The 16,490-nt window shown below is 41.3% G+C and carries 14 protein-coding genes; 9 read left to right on the top strand and 5 right to left on the bottom strand.

The window, feature by feature from the left end; genetic code table 11:
- The first annotated feature begins 38 nt into the window (after window positions 1-38).
- Window positions 39-887: a sterol desaturase family protein gene (locus ACFQ1M_RS00750; protein ID WP_386402459.1), complete on the top strand. Its 849-nt coding sequence runs from the start codon at window positions 39-41 to the stop codon at window positions 885-887.
- A gap of 1 nt (window position 888) precedes the next feature.
- On the opposite strand, the gene ACFQ1M_RS00745 is transcribed toward ACFQ1M_RS00750, so the two are convergent.
- Genes ACFQ1M_RS00745 through ACFQ1M_RS00735 form a run of 3 tightly spaced genes read right to left on the bottom strand, consistent with a single transcriptional unit; the run spans window position 889 to window position 2,886 of the window.
- On the bottom strand, window positions 889-1,218 hold the full coding sequence (locus tag ACFQ1M_RS00745) for a hypothetical protein (RefSeq protein ID WP_386402457.1): 330 nt from the start codon (window positions 1,216-1,218) through the stop codon (window positions 889-891).
- A gap of 3 nt (window positions 1,219-1,221) precedes the next feature.
- The gene (locus ACFQ1M_RS00740) at window positions 1,222-1,617 is read right to left on the bottom strand and encodes a DUF2721 domain-containing protein (RefSeq protein WP_386402455.1); all 396 of its coding nucleotides are present in this window, start codon (window positions 1,615-1,617) and stop codon (window positions 1,222-1,224) included.
- 18 nt (window positions 1,618-1,635) lie between these two features.
- Complete coding sequence (locus ACFQ1M_RS00735) at window positions 1,636-2,886, bottom strand: exo-beta-N-acetylmuramidase NamZ family protein (protein WP_386402453.1); 1,251 nt, start codon at window positions 2,884-2,886, stop codon at window positions 1,636-1,638.
- 8 nt (window positions 2,887-2,894) lie between these two features.
- Between ACFQ1M_RS00735 and ACFQ1M_RS00730 the strand changes: the two genes are divergently transcribed.
- The 8 genes from ACFQ1M_RS00730 to ACFQ1M_RS00695 all read left to right on the top strand — a co-directional run bounded on the left by ACFQ1M_RS00730 (window position 2,895) and on the right by ACFQ1M_RS00695 (window position 13,708).
- Window positions 2,895-4,133, top strand: coding sequence for an ABC transporter permease (locus ACFQ1M_RS00730; RefSeq protein WP_386402451.1), 1,239 nt, complete (start codon window positions 2,895-2,897; stop codon window positions 4,131-4,133).
- 169 nt (window positions 4,134-4,302) lie between these two features.
- Window positions 4,303-5,664 (top strand): pyridoxal-phosphate dependent enzyme, encoded by a 1,362-nt coding sequence (locus ACFQ1M_RS00725; RefSeq protein WP_386402449.1) that lies wholly within the window; start codon window positions 4,303-4,305, stop codon window positions 5,662-5,664.
- A 985-nt stretch (window positions 5,665-6,649) separates the two neighbouring features.
- Window positions 6,650-6,832 carry a hypothetical protein gene (locus ACFQ1M_RS00720; RefSeq protein WP_386402447.1) on the top strand — a complete coding sequence of 61 codons (183 nt, stop codon included), beginning with the start codon at window positions 6,650-6,652 and terminating at the stop codon, window positions 6,830-6,832.
- Between the two features lie 508 nt (window positions 6,833-7,340).
- The gene (locus ACFQ1M_RS00715; protein ID WP_386402445.1) at window positions 7,341-9,122 is read left to right on the top strand and encodes a type VI secretion system Vgr family protein; all 1,782 of its coding nucleotides are present in this window, start codon (window positions 7,341-7,343) and stop codon (window positions 9,120-9,122) included.
- 7 nt (window positions 9,123-9,129) lie between these two features.
- Window positions 9,130-9,990: a hypothetical protein gene (locus ACFQ1M_RS00710; protein ID WP_386402443.1), complete on the top strand. Its 861-nt coding sequence runs from the start codon at window positions 9,130-9,132 to the stop codon at window positions 9,988-9,990.
- A gap of 30 nt (window positions 9,991-10,020) precedes the next feature.
- Window positions 10,021-10,497, top strand: a complete 477-nt coding sequence (locus tag ACFQ1M_RS00705; RefSeq protein ID WP_386402441.1) for a PAAR-like protein — start codon at window positions 10,021-10,023, stop codon at window positions 10,495-10,497.
- A gap of 7 nt (window positions 10,498-10,504) precedes the next feature.
- The gene (locus tag ACFQ1M_RS00700) at window positions 10,505-12,859 is read left to right on the top strand and encodes a hypothetical protein (RefSeq protein WP_386402439.1); all 2,355 of its coding nucleotides are present in this window, start codon (window positions 10,505-10,507) and stop codon (window positions 12,857-12,859) included.
- A gap of 75 nt (window positions 12,860-12,934) precedes the next feature.
- Window positions 12,935-13,708, top strand: a complete 774-nt coding sequence (locus tag ACFQ1M_RS00695) for a hypothetical protein (RefSeq protein WP_386402437.1) — start codon at window positions 12,935-12,937, stop codon at window positions 13,706-13,708.
- Window positions 13,709-13,766: 58 nt separating this feature from the next.
- Here ACFQ1M_RS00695 and ACFQ1M_RS00690 read toward each other — a convergent pair whose 3' ends face one another.
- Entirely contained in the window at window positions 13,767-14,420 is a 654-nt protein-coding gene (locus ACFQ1M_RS00690) for a response regulator (protein ID WP_386402435.1), read from the bottom strand.
- On the bottom strand, window positions 14,417-16,288 hold the full coding sequence (locus tag ACFQ1M_RS00685; RefSeq protein ID WP_386402433.1) for a tetratricopeptide repeat-containing sensor histidine kinase: 1,872 nt from the start codon (window positions 16,286-16,288) through the stop codon (window positions 14,417-14,419). The genes ACFQ1M_RS00690 and ACFQ1M_RS00685 overlap by 4 nt, the downstream gene beginning before the upstream one ends.
- Window positions 16,289-16,490 lie beyond the last annotated feature (202 nt).

Below are 16,490 nucleotides of genomic sequence, written 5' to 3'. Positions count from 1 at the left end.
TTTTCATCATCAAATTGCCGCTTTAAAGGAAATATGCCATGGAGTCAATTATCAACTACTTTGAAACCATCCCTTCTTCTCACCGAAGCTTGATTCTGATTGGAGGAATCACTTTTTTCTGGTTGCTGGAGTATGGGGTTCCCCTCTTTAAATTCGACTACAAGAAATTTAAACATGCCTGGCCGAATATCTTCTTTACGTTGACAACGATCGTCATCAATTTTGGGTTGGCAGCCATCTTGTTCTTTACCAGTGAATGGGTGGTGAACCATAATTTTGGGATTGTTCAGTGGTTAGAGTTACCACTGTGGGCTACAGCCTTGGTCGGGGTTGCCATATTAGACCTTGTTGGTGCGTATACTGCGCATTGGGTGGAGCATCGGACCAAATTCTTATGGATGTTCCATCTCATCCATCACACCGACAATCACGTCGACACCACCACTGCCAATCGCCATCATCCTGGCGAGAGCGTGATACGCTTTTTATTTACTTGTGTTGCGGTTTTCATCGTTGGAGCACCCGTTTGGATGATCATGTTATATCAATCACTATCCGTGGTACTCTCGCAATTCAACCACGCGAATATCAAAATGCCAAAATGGGTGGATAATGCCATTAGTTGGGTCATCGTCTCCCCAGATATGCATAAGGTGCATCATCATAATTTGCTACCGTACACCGATACCAACTACGGCAATATCTTTTCTATTTGGGATCGCCTGTTTGGTACCTTCGCAAAGATGCGAAATGAGGATATCGTTTACGGAGTGGATTCGTATCCGGACATCAACGATAATTCCAATATCGGAAAATTGCTGAAATTACCCTTTCAAGGTTATCGTCCTCCAACCAACGCCCCGGGCTTTGGTCATAAAAAACAGTGACCTATTTTGGCGGCAATGTTAGTACATATTGATGCGCTTTCTCTAAATAGGAAGCCATTAGATCGGTATTGGTCAGTAATTCTTCAGGAATCAACACATAATCCTTCATCACGGCACCATACGACCTAAAAGGACCAGAACTTGGATATTTTTGCATGAACGCTTTGCCTTCGGTTTTGGAAAGTCGGATGCCAATTTCTCCTGTCTTATTCAATTGTGAGAACATATAGCCATTAGCTGAGGTATACGGCATCGTTTTCCCTTTTCGTTCTATCTTCGGGCAAGCAGCCACGATTTGGTCATATATTTTTAAAGCTTCATCCCGAGTCATATGTTATTTCTTTTCTTCTAGATTATCTAAACGTATCGACAAGGCCCGCGTTGATATCTGTACTTCCATCAGTGATAATAATAGGGAGATCATCAAACAAATGAGACTTATCCCAAAGATGGCGTTTGCCCATGGCATCCATTCTACATACAGGAGAAACATGGTCACGACACTGGTGAAAAAACTGATGATAGCGACGGCTTGCATTCCCTTGATCAGTCGTAATCTTTTCCGCAAGTTGTTGATCTGAAGGGAAATATTCTCGGAAGGACGGTTTGTAAATTCGTCGTGCAATTGCCGTATCAAAGCGGCAATGGCCAAATACCGTGCGTTATACGCGAGCATAGTGAGGGAAATTGCTGGAAAAAGGAGCGCTGGAATGCTCATGTTTAGTGTCATGATTCGAGAGTTTTATAGCTATTCATATATCAAATATTTGGCTCGTATTTTTTTATACCTTTCCAGATCAGGTTGCCAGCTTTCCTTTATCTGCTTGGCGGTCCATCCGGCTTTGATCTGCTCTTCTAATTTTTTGGTGCCTGCCAATCTCGAAAAGTACTTTTGGAAGAAGGGGACACCTTTGTTGTTTTGTTCATTGGTTTTGTACCAGTCGATCAACCAATCGAGTCTGATTTCCGAAAGCCATTCGGTCGTTCTCAGATCCTCTCCCCAACATTCTTTTCCTTCGTGTTTGGGATATCTTGACCCTTCGTTTGGTCGTGGTGTAAAGCTAAATGCATGTTTTTCTATCCGATAGTCTGGTGTGCCCAAAACCTGAAATTGCATATCGGTTCCACGTCCGAGACTTACAGGTGTCTGTTCGAAAAAACAAATGCTGGGGTACAGATTGATCGCAACATCGTTGGGGAGATTGGGAGATGGTTTTATCGGCAAGCTGTAAGCTACTTGATGGGTGTAATTCCTTACGGGGACGATATGTAATTCAGATTGAAGACCATCTTGAAGCCACTGCTCGCCATTGATCATCTGTGCATATTCTGCAATGGTCATTCCGTGAACGATCGGAATGGCATGCATGCCCAAAAAGCTTTTGAATGCCTCTTCCATAACCGGGCCATCTACATAATGCCCGTTGGGATTGGGACGATCCAAGATAAGCAGCGGAATTCCTTTTTCGGCACAAGCTTCCATCACATAATGAAGGGTGGAAATATACGTATAGAAACGAGCGCCTACATCTTGGATATCGAAGATCATCATATCCAGATCATCGAGCTGCTCTTGGGTTGGTTTTTTATTTTTCCCATGAAGCGATAATAAGGGCAATCCCGTTTTTTTGTCTAAGCCGTCTTCCACATGCTCACCGGCATCTGCTTTTCCGCGAAATCCATGTTCTGGCGCAAAGACCTTTTTTACATTGACCTTTGCAGCGATCAAGGAGTCTACAAGATGTGTCCAGGTGGTGTCGCTGCTAAAGATCACGCTGGTCTGATTGGCCACTACTGCGACTCGCTTGTTTTCCAACAATGAAAAATATTTGGTTGTCTGGTTTGCTCCAACTATGATATCTTTTTTTTCTAGTGTCACCCTGAGCGCAGTCGAAGGGGTTTTTATGTTTGGGGTGCCTACCTTGAGCTTCTTTCCGCAAGAAACACTGACAAAAACCAACAATAAAAATGTATTTTTGAGCAATTGTAATCCAGACATTCGCGATCTTGAATTTTGAGTTCTTTATAGCAAAACGCATCATCGGCGCTAAGTCGTATAAAAGTAGCATTTCGGCCACAATAATAAAAATTGCCATCTTGGCAATCGCTTTGGGGTTGATCATGATGCTTATCGCCATTGCTACAGGTTTGGGGCTTCAGAATAAGATACGTGAAAAGGTGGCGGCTTTCAATGGTCATATTCAAATCTCGACCTACGACAATAATAATTCTCAAGTTTCTATCAATCCAATCGCCAGAGACCAAGATTTTTATCCAAAGTTCAAGGATATCGAAGGAATCGCCCATGTGCAGGCGATCGCGAACAAAGGAGGTGTGATCAGAACCGAGGAGACCTTTGAAGGCATTGTACTGAAAGGTGTGGGCTCGGATTACGATTGGAATCATATGAAAGAATTTCTGCGAGAGGGACGACTGCCGAATTTTTCAGGGAAATTGAATGCTGAGGTCATGATATCCAGTTATATGGCGAATCGTCTGCTGATTTCTGTAGGTGATAAGGTCAATGCATTCTTTCCGAAGGAAGACCCCGAAAAGTTGCCCAATCAGTTGCGGTTGGAAGTGGTGGGTATCTATGATTCCGGATTCAAGGATTTTGATGAGACCTATGTTTTTGGAGATATCCGTCAGGTGCAACGAATGAACAGATGGGAAGAAGACCAAATAGGCAGTTTTGAAGTCTTCCTCGAGGATTTCGATAGCCTGGAGGAGAAAGGAGCCGAAATCTACCTTAAAACGCTTTCTACACTAGATGCGCAGACCATTTCGGACAAATACTACCATATTTTCGAGTGGGTGAAGCTTTTCGACTATAATGTGGCGATCATTATCGCTGTGATGATCCTCGTAGGAGGAATTAATATGATCACCGCCTTGTTGGTACTGATCTTAGAAAAGACGCAAATGATCGGGATTTTGAAAGCTATGGGCAGCAGTAACGCTAGTATTAGGAAGATCTTTCTTTACAATGCATCCTACCTTATCGCGATCGGTCTTTTTTGGGGAAATTTGATTGGCCTCGGTGCCATATGGCTCCAAGGAAAATACAATTTCTTGAAGTTTCCAAATCCAGAACAATACTATGTGACCGATATCCCTGTGCATATCACTATTTGGCATGTGTTGTTTCTTAACGTCGGAGTGTTGTTTTTGTGTATACTGATGCTCCTATTACCCTCTTATATCATTTCTAGGATCGCTCCGTCCAAGGCCATTCGTTTCGCATAGTTTCAACGCGCTTGACGATCGTGTTTTCTTTAGTTAAAACTGAATTTAGTTGAATATTTTTTTATCATTCTTTCTACTCCTTGCATATAATTCACCATTACCTTTAAATAGTGCTTACTAATTCGTAAATCGTAATTCAAACTGTATCTTTGCAAACTCAAAATAGCATATGGAATACGCAAAAGATATATTAGGAACTATTGGCAACACACCTTTGGTAAAATTGAACAAGCTTACCAAGGACATCGATGCTTTGGTCTTGGCCAAGGTAGAAACCTTTAATCCAGGAAATTCGGTAAAGGATCGTATGGCCGTGAAAATGGTAGAGGATGCAGAGGCGGATGGTCGATTAAAGCCAGGAGGTACCATAATCGAGGGAACTTCTGGAAATACCGGAATGGGGTTAGCGTTGGCCGCGGTTGTAAAAGGGTACAAATGTATCTTTGTCACAACGGACAAGCAATCCAAGGAAAAGGTCGATATCCTAAAAGCGGTAGGAGCCGAGGTTATCGTTTGTCCCACGGATGTAGCACCAGATGATCCCCGATCCTATTATTCGGTCTCGAAACGTTTGGGAGATGAAACTCCAAATTCGTGGTATGTGAACCAATACGACAATCCGTCGAATGCTGTGGCCCACTATGAGCAGACTGGTCCTGAGATCTGGAGACAGACCGATGGAAAGGTCACGCATTTTGTGGTGGGTGTAGGAACTGGCGGGACCATCTCGGGCGTAGGAAAATATCTTAAAGAACAGAATCCTAATGTGAAGGTCTGGGGTGTTGACACTTATGGCTCCGTGTTTAAGAAATATCACGAAACGGGCATATTTGATCAGAATGAGATCTATCCCTATATCACAGAAGGTATTGGGGAGGACATTCTTCCAGAGAATGTGGATTTTGACATAATAGACGGATTCACAAAGGTGACCGACAAGGATGCTGCGGTTTTCACCAGAAAACTGGCAAAAGAAGAAGGTATTTTTGTTGGAAACTCCGCGGGCTCTGCCATTAAAGGTGTATTGCAGCTTAAAGAACACTTTGGGCCAGACGATGTGGTTGTGGTCTTATTCCACGATCACGGTAGCCGTTATGTAGGTAAGATGTTCAACGACGATTGGATGCGGGATAGAGGATTTCTGGAAGAGGAGATCACAACTGCGGCAGATCTTATCAAAGGCCACAAGGATAAACCTTTGGTCACTGTAATGACCGAGGAATTGGTCTCGCATGCGATAGAACGCATGAAGGCATTCAAGATATCGCAGATACCAGTAAAAGATGTTGATGGTTTCGTCGGTTCTGTGGATGAAACGGACCTCTTTCGGGCATTTGTAGAGGACAAGGCGGTGGCCGACAAACCTATAAAGGAGGTCATGGGAGCACCATTTCCAGAAGTTTCCAAAGATGCGACCATCGATGCGGTATCCAAATTGATCACAAGGGATAATGAGGCTGTGCTGGTAAATTTGGGAGCGGGCAAATATCATATCATCACCAAGCATGATATTATCTCTGCAATCCAATAGAAAAATGATGATAGGAATGCTATTATTAGCCTAAACGGCAAAAAAATAATAGTATAAAGCGCTACTTGATGATCGAAGCTTGTCGAATCTCGTTTGCCAAAGTTTTAACCTCTTTACGAGACTTTCTATTCATGTATACTTGGTAGGCTAACGTACAGAACCCAATAATTATAAAGGTTGCAAATAGATAAACGGCACCCGAGTCCGATAGGACGGTTTGATAAATGGATTCCATAAAAAGCAGACTGACAATACTCACTATCAGCAGCATAAGTAGGATTGATGTAGCAAAAAATTTCATTGCATAGGTTGGTTAAGATTTGGATTCAAATGTATTAAATAAGCCCCTGAATTGCAATGATGTGGATAGTTATGTTGTAATGAAAAGTATTTTGCTGTTGAAACGTAATGATGTTGTTGTGAAACCACGAATTATCGATGAAATAGGCAAATAACTCGACAAAGAAGGGTGTTCAACCCCTTGAGAATCAATTTTTTTTCTTATATTTACTATAATGTAACCTGCATGCTGCCCCATGCCTGAAACCAAATATATTAATGTGAAAACCAATAATTATGGGGAAAACTTCTACACAACAAGAAACGTCAAGTTTTTATCTAATCTTTCTTAAAGTATTTACTTTTCTAATGAAGGTATTCTTGCTTATTGTAGCTGCGTCTATAGTACTCAAGGGTCTTGGAGTTTTAGGAGGTAACTAGTTGATATAGAGAGTTAGGAAAAGCCTTGAATAAATCATTAAACTGGTTTGTTCAAGGCTTTATTTGTTTCAAATCAACTGAATTGGGACGCCTCACCGTGTTTTTTTAGTTGGTTCGACTGAATATTTCTCGTTCTACCAAAGTTGCGAAAATATTCATGCTATAGGAAATCATCGTTCGCTTGCCTAAATGGTTCAATTTTTATTTTTAAAGAGACCAGCATTAATTCTTAAAAAGTCGTAGTTTTATTCCCAACTAGTCAATAATGCTTAAAAACTTCATTCAAAAAATTGGAATCATCAACGCGGTGATGTTACTGGTAGTCCTTTCTATCATTATTGTCGCTGAATATGTCTTCATAAAGATAGACAAGATCGACGGTATCTTTATCGGCCTCTGGGCACCGACCATCCTCGGATTTATGAACTTTCTTAAATATCGCAAGTAATGGATATCGTGTTTGTATATTCGGTCATTGTTGCGATATTCTTTATCGTTTGGATGGTATCTGTCATCATTGCCTATAACAAAGTTTATAACAAGGATAAGTAGTCAGACCACCTTCTCTTCGCGACCAAAAATGTCTATAGGTCCTTTGTTATTTAAAAACCTTACAATCAACACCTTAAATTGATCTAGTTTGAGCTTAGCCCTTAGGTGTTCATTTAAAGACGAGCATTGTCAATGGCGAACATGATTTCTATTTTTCAACGAGCTATAACAGTGGTTTTCAGGGGTGCTCTTTTGCAAGGAAACAGGGGCTGTTTTTTACAAGGTATTTCATAAGTTTGAAGATATGGTGAAAGTGAAGCCCAAAAAATCTGTCTTCACTATTGGCGTTTCTTTTGTGCTACAGATATGACCAATCTGGCGAGTTCGGACATTATCCGATCTCTGTACAGAAGGCGAAGTTGCTAAATAACCAAGATGTATAATTATCATAAACCTATAACCCTATGGCACTTCAGTCAAATGTCCAAATTTACATTGGAGGAAGTCAGATACCTGCTTTTACAAACCTCATTCTTGACCAAGAAATAGATGCACATCATACCTTTGAGCTCGTGTGTAGAAGGGATGTACTGGAACAGCACCAAAACGACTTAAATGACGAAAGTAACGACTATCTTGGAAAGATTTTTGTACTCACCATTTCCTCCCTAGATACTATCAATGCTTACAAGGAACTTAAGTTTAAGGGTATCGTAACAGAGGTGACAAGTACCAGGGGTTTCTTATATCAAGGAGGGGACTTCATCACTATCACTGGAAAGAGTTGTTCTATCCTAGCTGACGACGGCCCTCATTTTGCTAGTTTCAGTGACGCCGATCTAGCTTCAATATTGGATAGTAGTTTTCAACCATACGACCGATCCAAATTAAAGAGCACCGTTGCTCCAAGATTTACCCACCCTCTACATTATTGCGTGCAAAACGGTGAAAGTAGCTTTCAATTTGCCAGTAGGTTGGCGGCGCAGTATGGAGAGTGGTACTACTATGATGGTGAAAGTCTTGTCTTCGGAGCTCCAAAACAAGACGCACAAATACACCTAAGCTACGGTCAGGATTTACAGGAATTTTCGAGAAGATTGAAGCCAGAATCAGGGAACTATTCCTTTTTCACCAATGATTATCTATCTGATCAATCTCATGAAGTAACTACACAGGATGTCAGTAGTGGCATTAACGGCTATAATGGTCTAGCGTCGGAAAAGAGTAGTGAGATGTACCCGCAAACGACCAAGGTTTTCGTAAACACCTACAATGACGCGCAAATCAAACAGCGCCTAGATGCCCTAGTGAAAAGCCAAAAAAAGGCGCTTGAGGTGCAGCAGGTGAGTATTACTGGCACCAGTGACAATCCTGGGGTAAGTCTTGGAAAAGTGGTTAAGATAGCCAATGGAGGAGAGAACTACGAATTGCGCATAACCAGAATAAGACATGAGGCTTCCGAAAATGGAAGATACGTTAATTCTTTCGAAGGAATTTCAACACAACAGGAAGCATATCCCAAAACAGATATCTTAAAGTATCCCACGAGCAATAATCAGGTGGCGATCGTTACAGATAACGTAGACCCTGATGGTCTAAGCCGTATCAAAGTTCAATTTCATTGGCAAAAACCTCTAGGACAGGAGACCCCTTGGTTACGATTAATGACGCCACATGCCGGAGGGGAAAAAGGCTTTCATTTCATACCCGAAATAGGGGAGGAAGTTTTGGTAGGGTTCGAAGGCGGCAATGCCGAAAGGCCGTTTGTGCTAGGCACATTGTACAATGGTAGTGCCAATCCACAAAGCTGGAAAACAGATAAGAACAACGTTAAGGCAATTCGAACAAGGAGTGGGCATACCATTGAGTTCAACGATACCGAAGGCGCTGAATTCATAACAATTATAGATAAGAATCAGAACCTTATCAACATCGATACGGCAAGTAATAATATTACGATCACTGCCTTAGAAACGATGTGCTTTAATGCAAAGAACATTGAAATCAACGCATCCGAGAATATAAGTGTAGGGGCTGGAAGGAATATTGGAACCAGTTCTGGAAATTCGACCACACTGATGGCGAAAGATATCAGTCAAATAGCAGATAACGATCTAAAAGTGTTTTCTAAAAATTCAGTGCACAGTGCAGACGAAGTGAAAATTCATAGCAACGCCAATAATCTCACGTTGTTTTCTGGAGCCTCTGTAGATCTGCAAAGCAATGACAAGGTAAAACTCTTTTGATCTTTTTATGATCTTAGATTTGGACATAAATAGTATTGAAGGCGTTCATGATATTGCTCGAACCTCTAGGCGTATAAATCGGGTCTATGGTTGTTCACTGGTTTCTCATTATCAATCATCAGAACAGAGTATTAGCTATGAGATGCACTTGCATACAATAGAGCAGAGATACGAAAGTTCCATAGTTTCGGTTGTGAAAAAGGATGTCCGGGTCAATAATAGTAGGTCTTACAAGAGCATTGATTACCTTGCGGTTCATTGTGCCTCAGTTCTCTATCCGCTTCAATTGTTGATTACTGATAAGTTGGAAATTTTAGATTTGGTGAATCATCAAGAGATCTGCAAAAGATGGGAAATCAAAAAAAAGGAATTGGAAAAAGAGTTTGCCAAGAACGATTTTCTCAAGAGGTATTTATACCAAATGGAGGTTACACTTTTGGATAAAAGGAGTGTTCTAAATTCCATAGCACAAGATCTCTTTTTTCATACGCTTAGGAACTCGATGTACCGTGGCTCAAATAGCGCGCGAAATGAAATTTTGCTACCTATGGTGCCTAATACTAGCCCTATTAGCTACGAAGTATTTCAGAAGTCATCGAAAAGGCTTGACGAGAACAGTCTTTTCAAAATACAGTTAAAAGGAAAAGTGAATGATCCAAGGTCTCCATATGAGATTGCTACGGGCAATCCAGTATCTCTTAAGGAAAACAATGATGAGGTGCTAAAGGGAAGTTATAAGGGCAGCTATCAACTAGAGCCGACGGGAGTGTTAAGACATGCAAAATTCATAGCTTCAGTGCTTCTCCCATTTGATCGATCGCGAACCTTAGAATTCACCTGTTATTTCCTTCCAGAAAAATGTAGATAAGCGTTCAATAAAGCACTAAAAAAAGAAGAAATGTCAAAGGGATTGAAAGGAACTTTAGTTTGTCAAGGGGCTATCTGTTCTTGCACGCTTGCTGCATCTCCCGCAACGATGAAGGTGGTGACCCAACAAAAGCACTACGTAAACGATGCGAGTGGAGGTAGCAAGGCTATTGCAACCGATAAGGAAAGTACAGTGGCATCATTGAATTTTGGTGTATGCAGGCCAGGAACGAAGAGGGCACATCCTTGTGGAGCACAATTAAAATGGAACGGAATGTACACAGCTGTAGAGCTAGAGAATGGTGGAAGCCCACTTCTAGACAGCAGTAGTGCTAAGTGCGGTGCAGATAGCGGCACCGTATCTGTCGTGCATCATGGACAGACTTCAGCGGTCGGCGGACAGCAAGTCAATGCGGCAGATGAGGCAGTACAAGAGCAGTTGAACCCATTGGTGAATTTTGGTGTTGTAAAAAGAAAAATAGAAGTTAAAAACGCATCTTCAATCTAAATCAGTTATGGAGGAGGAAGTAAATCAAGTAGATGTTAGGGAAGGGTATAACCAGGTTTTGGAAGAAAATCTTAAACTAGATCAAAATGTAAGTCATCCTTCCATTGACCTCGCAAATTCCAAATCCATTTTCTTTGTTGAGGGCGATTATAATAAGCCACAAATCGTTCGTGTAAATATAGAAAGTGAAGGATATCTCACAGTCTTCGTAAAAGATGGTGGTTTTGGTCCTATGACCACTGAAGTACAAAAACAAGCGCTTCGCTGGATATATTCGCCAAAATATCAACAACAAGATTTTACTGCCGAGGATGCTTCCTTTACTGGTCCTACTATCAAAGTAAATGTTGAAAGGCATCTATGTGGTACTGGATTGATCTGGTGCGAACCATTCATACATGAACCCATTAACAGACTGCCAGGGGGTTTCTTCGTCAAAGGTGTTTGTGAGACAAAGATCCTTGAGGCCAATTGGGTAGAATATTCCTTAGACAATTCTGGACGTCCACTTCAGAGTCATCACAGAGCAAGGTATGGAGACATTGTTCAGTTTCGTATAAAGACTGAAGGACTCAATGGCGACATCATTTCCCTTCAGTTTATGGAGGATGAAACCCAGAGTCAACTAGAATTTGTCGCCGAGCGTACCGTAGATGGAGAATTACTCATTGATTTTCCTGTTAAAATGGAATGGCAAGCGCGTTTTTTCTCTACCATAGAACAGGCATTCAATGATTATTTGCGTATAACACCTGTCATCAGGTATAAGAATCTGCGAGGTGAAGAAGTCGCAGAGGAAGGGCCGCGACTAACTATAGAAAATCAACGATCTACGGTGGATGCTGCTAAGGGAGATGTGGTCCCCGTTGGCACAGAACAGGTAGAGATCACATCAGCGGCTTATAATCCTTGTCGATTTCTCGAGGTGATCTTTAAAAATAAGGACAGGGATTACGTATATTTTAGCCAAAATGAAAGCGTCAGCGGGGAACCTTATCATATGATATCGGGCTCTCGGGACAATAAAAAGGAGGTGTTGATAGAGGCTTCCGACCTCGATGTCAGTGAATGCGAGTTGGTCTCCGATCAACATAAAGAAGATAAAGTTTCTTTGACCTATATCGACTTTAATGGCGATACTCAAAGTGAAGAAGCCGCGGTCGTACAGGGAGATACCGTAAAGCACGAAGTACTTTCCAATCTTTCCGAAAATACGTTCCATATCTTTTATCAAATATGGCCAGAAAGTGATGACGCAGCCAGGCTTTATAGCTTTGCGCTTCAGACATGTAGACACAAAGAAGATGTACCGTTATATGTGCATTCAGATATTGAATGGAAAATAGCGTTCAAATGGAATTATAGGGCACCCTTGGCATATGCTTGGAGTCATACGATGCAACCATACTCGCTCAATCGGGGAGCCATAAGAAATCTGGAAGTAAATCGGTCCATGTTTGTGCGACAAGACGAAGCACTTTCCAATTTTAATTTAACGGTACTGGCGAGTTGGGATGGTGGCGACTCGGTTGAGGTAGGACGCAATTTTGCAGAAAAGGTTCGACGTACTTTAGGGCTTTTTAATCGGGTGCGAAACCTTGTGAACGATATTAGTGGAGAGTTCACTCCCTCCGAGAATTCACCCGTAAGAGCTTGGCCTATCGAATTTAGAATCGATGCTCCATCTATTGGGTTTGCAACTTCCTATAAATTGCAGGAAATGACCCAGGAAACTCCCGAGTATGTGCATCAAGTGGCTACGGTGGGAGAGTTACAACTAGCGGCTAGCCCCTTGATCGGTGCGCAGATCAAAGTTGATCTGGTACAGGCTGCGGCTAACTTAGGGTCCCCTGCTTTTGGGCGTGTCATCGCTTGGGTGCGAGGGCGTGCTAAAGACCATTTAGAGATCAATTTTGAAATAGCATTAAAAGGGAAGGTCAATGTCTCTGCAAATATGACCATTCATACGCGACAAGAGTTGTCTGATGAAAACAGCGGCAATGTCAGTGCAGATGGGGAACTTGCTTTAGAGATAGAATTATCGGCAAAAGCAGGAACTGGAGATGTGGCTGGTGGTGTTTTTGAAGCCGACGTAGAGGCTGGGATCTCTGGTACAACGGACGTGAGTATCGGACTGGAGGTAGGCGCGGATAAGAAGGGAGTCTACGCACTTCCAAAGGCAGCATTCGGAGGTTTAGTGGTATCTTACACCTTTAGAGGAAGTGTTCGATTTGGGTTCTTTAAAAGAAATTGGGACCAAAGTCCGGAAGACTCTAGACTTTTAAGAGCCCGTGAGTTGCCGATAGAAAAAGAAGATTGCTATATAACCGGTCAAGATGAAGAGAATGCTGCGAACCCGTAAGGCGCTTTTGGAGTTTTTATATAAAATCTTGTTAAGATAGACCTGGGAGTCAACTAGAGAACATAATAGTATCGAATGCAAAACACGCAAAATTTTTATTCACTTAAATTTAGTGGTGCCAATTGTCACTACAGCCTATTGGTAAATGATATGCCTGTGTTTCACTTTTTTGATCGCGGTATTATGGCAACAAGATTTCCCATCAATCATTTGATACTAAAGTCTGGGGAACAAGCGGTTAAAATTCAGGTGTATCCACAAAGTGAAGAATATTTATCGCGCGGGAGTCGCTTGGAAGTTATGGTGGAAGAGTCTAGCGGTAATAATTACGAGATAACGGAAATCATAGCTGGCCATAAGACACCAAGCTTTGAAAAGAAAGAGAAGTTTTACGAGTATTCCTTTACTTTTGACGCTCAAGTTCCGTATGAATTGCCAGGATGGTCTAAATCGGAGATCTTGAAATACCCAGAAAAAACATTTCCTAAGATCGTAGAACACTACAGGTATTTGCATGCCGTACTCAAAAATAAGAGGTTTGACCAATTTTATGAGCTGCTCGAGAAAAAGAACCAAGAATTTGATATTGCCTACAATTCAGATAGCGAAACCTCTAGAAAAGAATGGTTGCAAGTTATAGATCAAATAGAAGATTCAAAGATGCAATTAGCCGATTTCCCAGAAGACCTCGATGTTCAATACTATGCCAACGGTAGGGTGGTTGCGCTATTCCAGAAAAACTTTAAGCCAGTGCTTTTTTTTGAAAATAAGGAGGAGGGGACGACCTATGATATGTATTTATATCTACAAAAAGTCCCGAAAGAAATGCGTTTCGAGATCATTCGCTAAAGGGGATTGGTCTGTAAGGATTGTAATTGTTGCAATCGATGAGGCTCTACAGAAATTATTATTCTACCAAACCATGCTTTATGGCATATTTTGCCAGTCCCACGACGTTCTTTACCTCCAGCTTCGACATAAGACTCGTACGATATCCTTCGATGGTATATTTGCTTAAGAAGAGTTTATCGGCAATTTCCTGTGTGGTATATTCTTCAGAAATGAGCTTCAGTATCTCCTTCTCGCGTTTTGTGAGGGCGACAGGCTTTGCTTTCTTTTGCTCAAAGATACTCTTGGTATACGCTTCTTTGATCGATTTCGAAAAATAGGAATTGCCATCCAGAATGGTCTCAATGGCTAATAACAGTTCCTCCTTTTGAGCATTCTTTGGGATATAGCCATTCACTTCATCTTGAATCAATTGGTATATCTTGTTTGGATCGGACAGCATACTTACCACAAGGGTCTTTATAGAAGGGAACTGTTTTTTAACGTAACTATTCAAAGCTACACCGTCCATCTCAGGCATATTGAGATCCATGATCACAAGGTCGATCTTTTCGTCTGGGTTGATTGTCAAGTATTTTTTTACAGTTCGGCCATTGTTCGCTGTCATCACTATTTCATAATCCGATTCGTAACGAAGAATGCTTTGAAGACCATCGAGAAACATCTTGTGGTCGTCTGCAATGATCAATCGATATGGAGATAGTTGGCTCATGGAGCAGTGGGTATTTCGATCCGTATGGCAGTGCCGCGGTTTTTAGCTGTGTCAATGTCCATTTTCGCCTCGAGCATGCGAAGCCGCTTCCCGATGTTGGATAGGCCAATTCCTTTAGAGGTTTTCTTGGGTTCAAAGCCTACCCCATCATCTTCGAACAGTATTTCAATACTGTCGTCATAGGCATTTAGGCAAATTTCAATCACCTTGGCCTTGGCATGTTTCAGCGCATTGGTGAGTAACTCTTGCAGTATTTTGAAGATTTCAGCTTTCTGGTTCTCATCTATGGCGTTTACCCGTTCCACTGGGTGTGGAATAAAAGTGATATCTGGTGCCGAAACATTTTCGATGTTCTTTATATAGTCACTGATATAGCTGGTAAAAGCCGTCTGACTGATCTTCTTCGGGACAAGGTCGTGTGCTATTTCGCGAACCTGCTCGTAGGTGTCATCCAACTGTTGGATGATATCTTGCTTCATATTGTCATCATGATTCATGTCTACCATTTGCAATTTGATGGCGGCCAAATTTCCGCCAATGCTATCATGTAATTCCCTTGCTATTCTATCGCGCTCTTCATTTTGTGCCAAAGCATAGGTGTTGGCCAGTTGAAGTTCTCGCTCTTTGAGGAAAGATGAGATACGTTCTTTGTGCATTTCTTCTTTTTGTTCATTGTATTTATTCCTTACCTGTAGTTTCTGATAATAAACGTAAAGCAATCCTATGATAGGTATCAATATGATAAGAAATCCGATGAAGAATACTTTTTTGAGCAGTCGCTGACGTTTGATCTCCTCGCTTATCATCAGCTGGTCCTCTTTAAGCTCCAATATCTCTTTCTCCTTGGTGGCAGTTTCATATTTTACCTCAAGCTCAGTAACCTCTTTTTCTTGTCTCAAGTTCGCGATAGAATCTTTGACGATATGAAAATTCCTAAGAGCTTTGTTCGCTGCTTTGTAGTCATCAAGATCGCTATAGATAGAAACTAAACGTTCATGTATTCTTTTTTGAATTTCTAAATTGGAAAGCTCTTTCGCATCCTCAAGAGCGTTATTCAAAATAAAAATCGCCTCGTTCGGATTGCCCAGTCCCTGAACTACCTTCGCCTTGTGTACAGAGGCGTTGATACTTTTGTCTTTGAAACCATGATCATCGGCAATTTCTTTACTCTTATCAAAATACTCCCCTGCTTTTTTAAGATCTTTTTTTTCGTAAAATACATCTCCAATATTTAAGGCGAGCGTCGACGCTACTTTTGGGTCTTTTTCTAGGGGCGTTAACTCAAAGGCCTTCATAAAGTACTTTTGGGCGTTGTCTAGATCACCTTTGTAGAAATAAAGCACACCGATATTTACGTAGTTCCCATACACCGCCTGATCAGTTTCCGCAGCCTCAATGCTCTCATGTAAAAACTTCAATGCTTTATCATATTCCTTCTTATTTACATAGTGGATCCCAAGATCAGACTTGGTAATTGAGATCATCTCCTTATATTGAATTTCTTCAGAGATCTTCAGGCTCTCGTATAAGAAGTCCAGCGCCTTATCTATTTTGCCACTTCTACGATAACTAGATCCTAAAATTCGGTAGGCTTTGGCAATATGTTTTTTTTCATTTAAGTGGAAAAGTGATCTTTGGGCATAAAAAATGGCTGAATCAACGACTCCTATATTGTTAAAATAACTTCCTAGATGTAATCGTGCCGTCGCTCTTAGTTTGTCAGAGGCTGTCCTATCGTTCGAAATTTCGGACAATTGAAGATATGAATACTGCGGATTTGTGGTAAGAGAGTCCAAAGCCCTGTCCAATTTAGGGTCATTGATGTCTTGGGCATATGACAAATGACCCAAGAGGAAGAAGATGAGCAAGACTAGCTCATTTCGTATAAATATGTTTACAATGTATTTCAATTTCGGTTACTGATTGTTTTCTGAATGGCTAAAATACGTATTTGGTCAATATTATTTATTTCTATTTAAATTATTGATATATAATTATTTATAGGGAATTCTCGTTTCGAAATTCGAGCAAACTTGTATCTATGGGCCTTTAAAAAAATGGAGCTAGGAC

Source organism: Sungkyunkwania multivorans, from assembly GCF_042675645.1.
GTDB classification, from domain to species: domain Bacteria; phylum Bacteroidota; class Bacteroidia; order Flavobacteriales; family Flavobacteriaceae; genus Sungkyunkwania; species Sungkyunkwania multivorans.
This window is presented reverse-complemented; position numbering and strand designations above follow the sequence as displayed.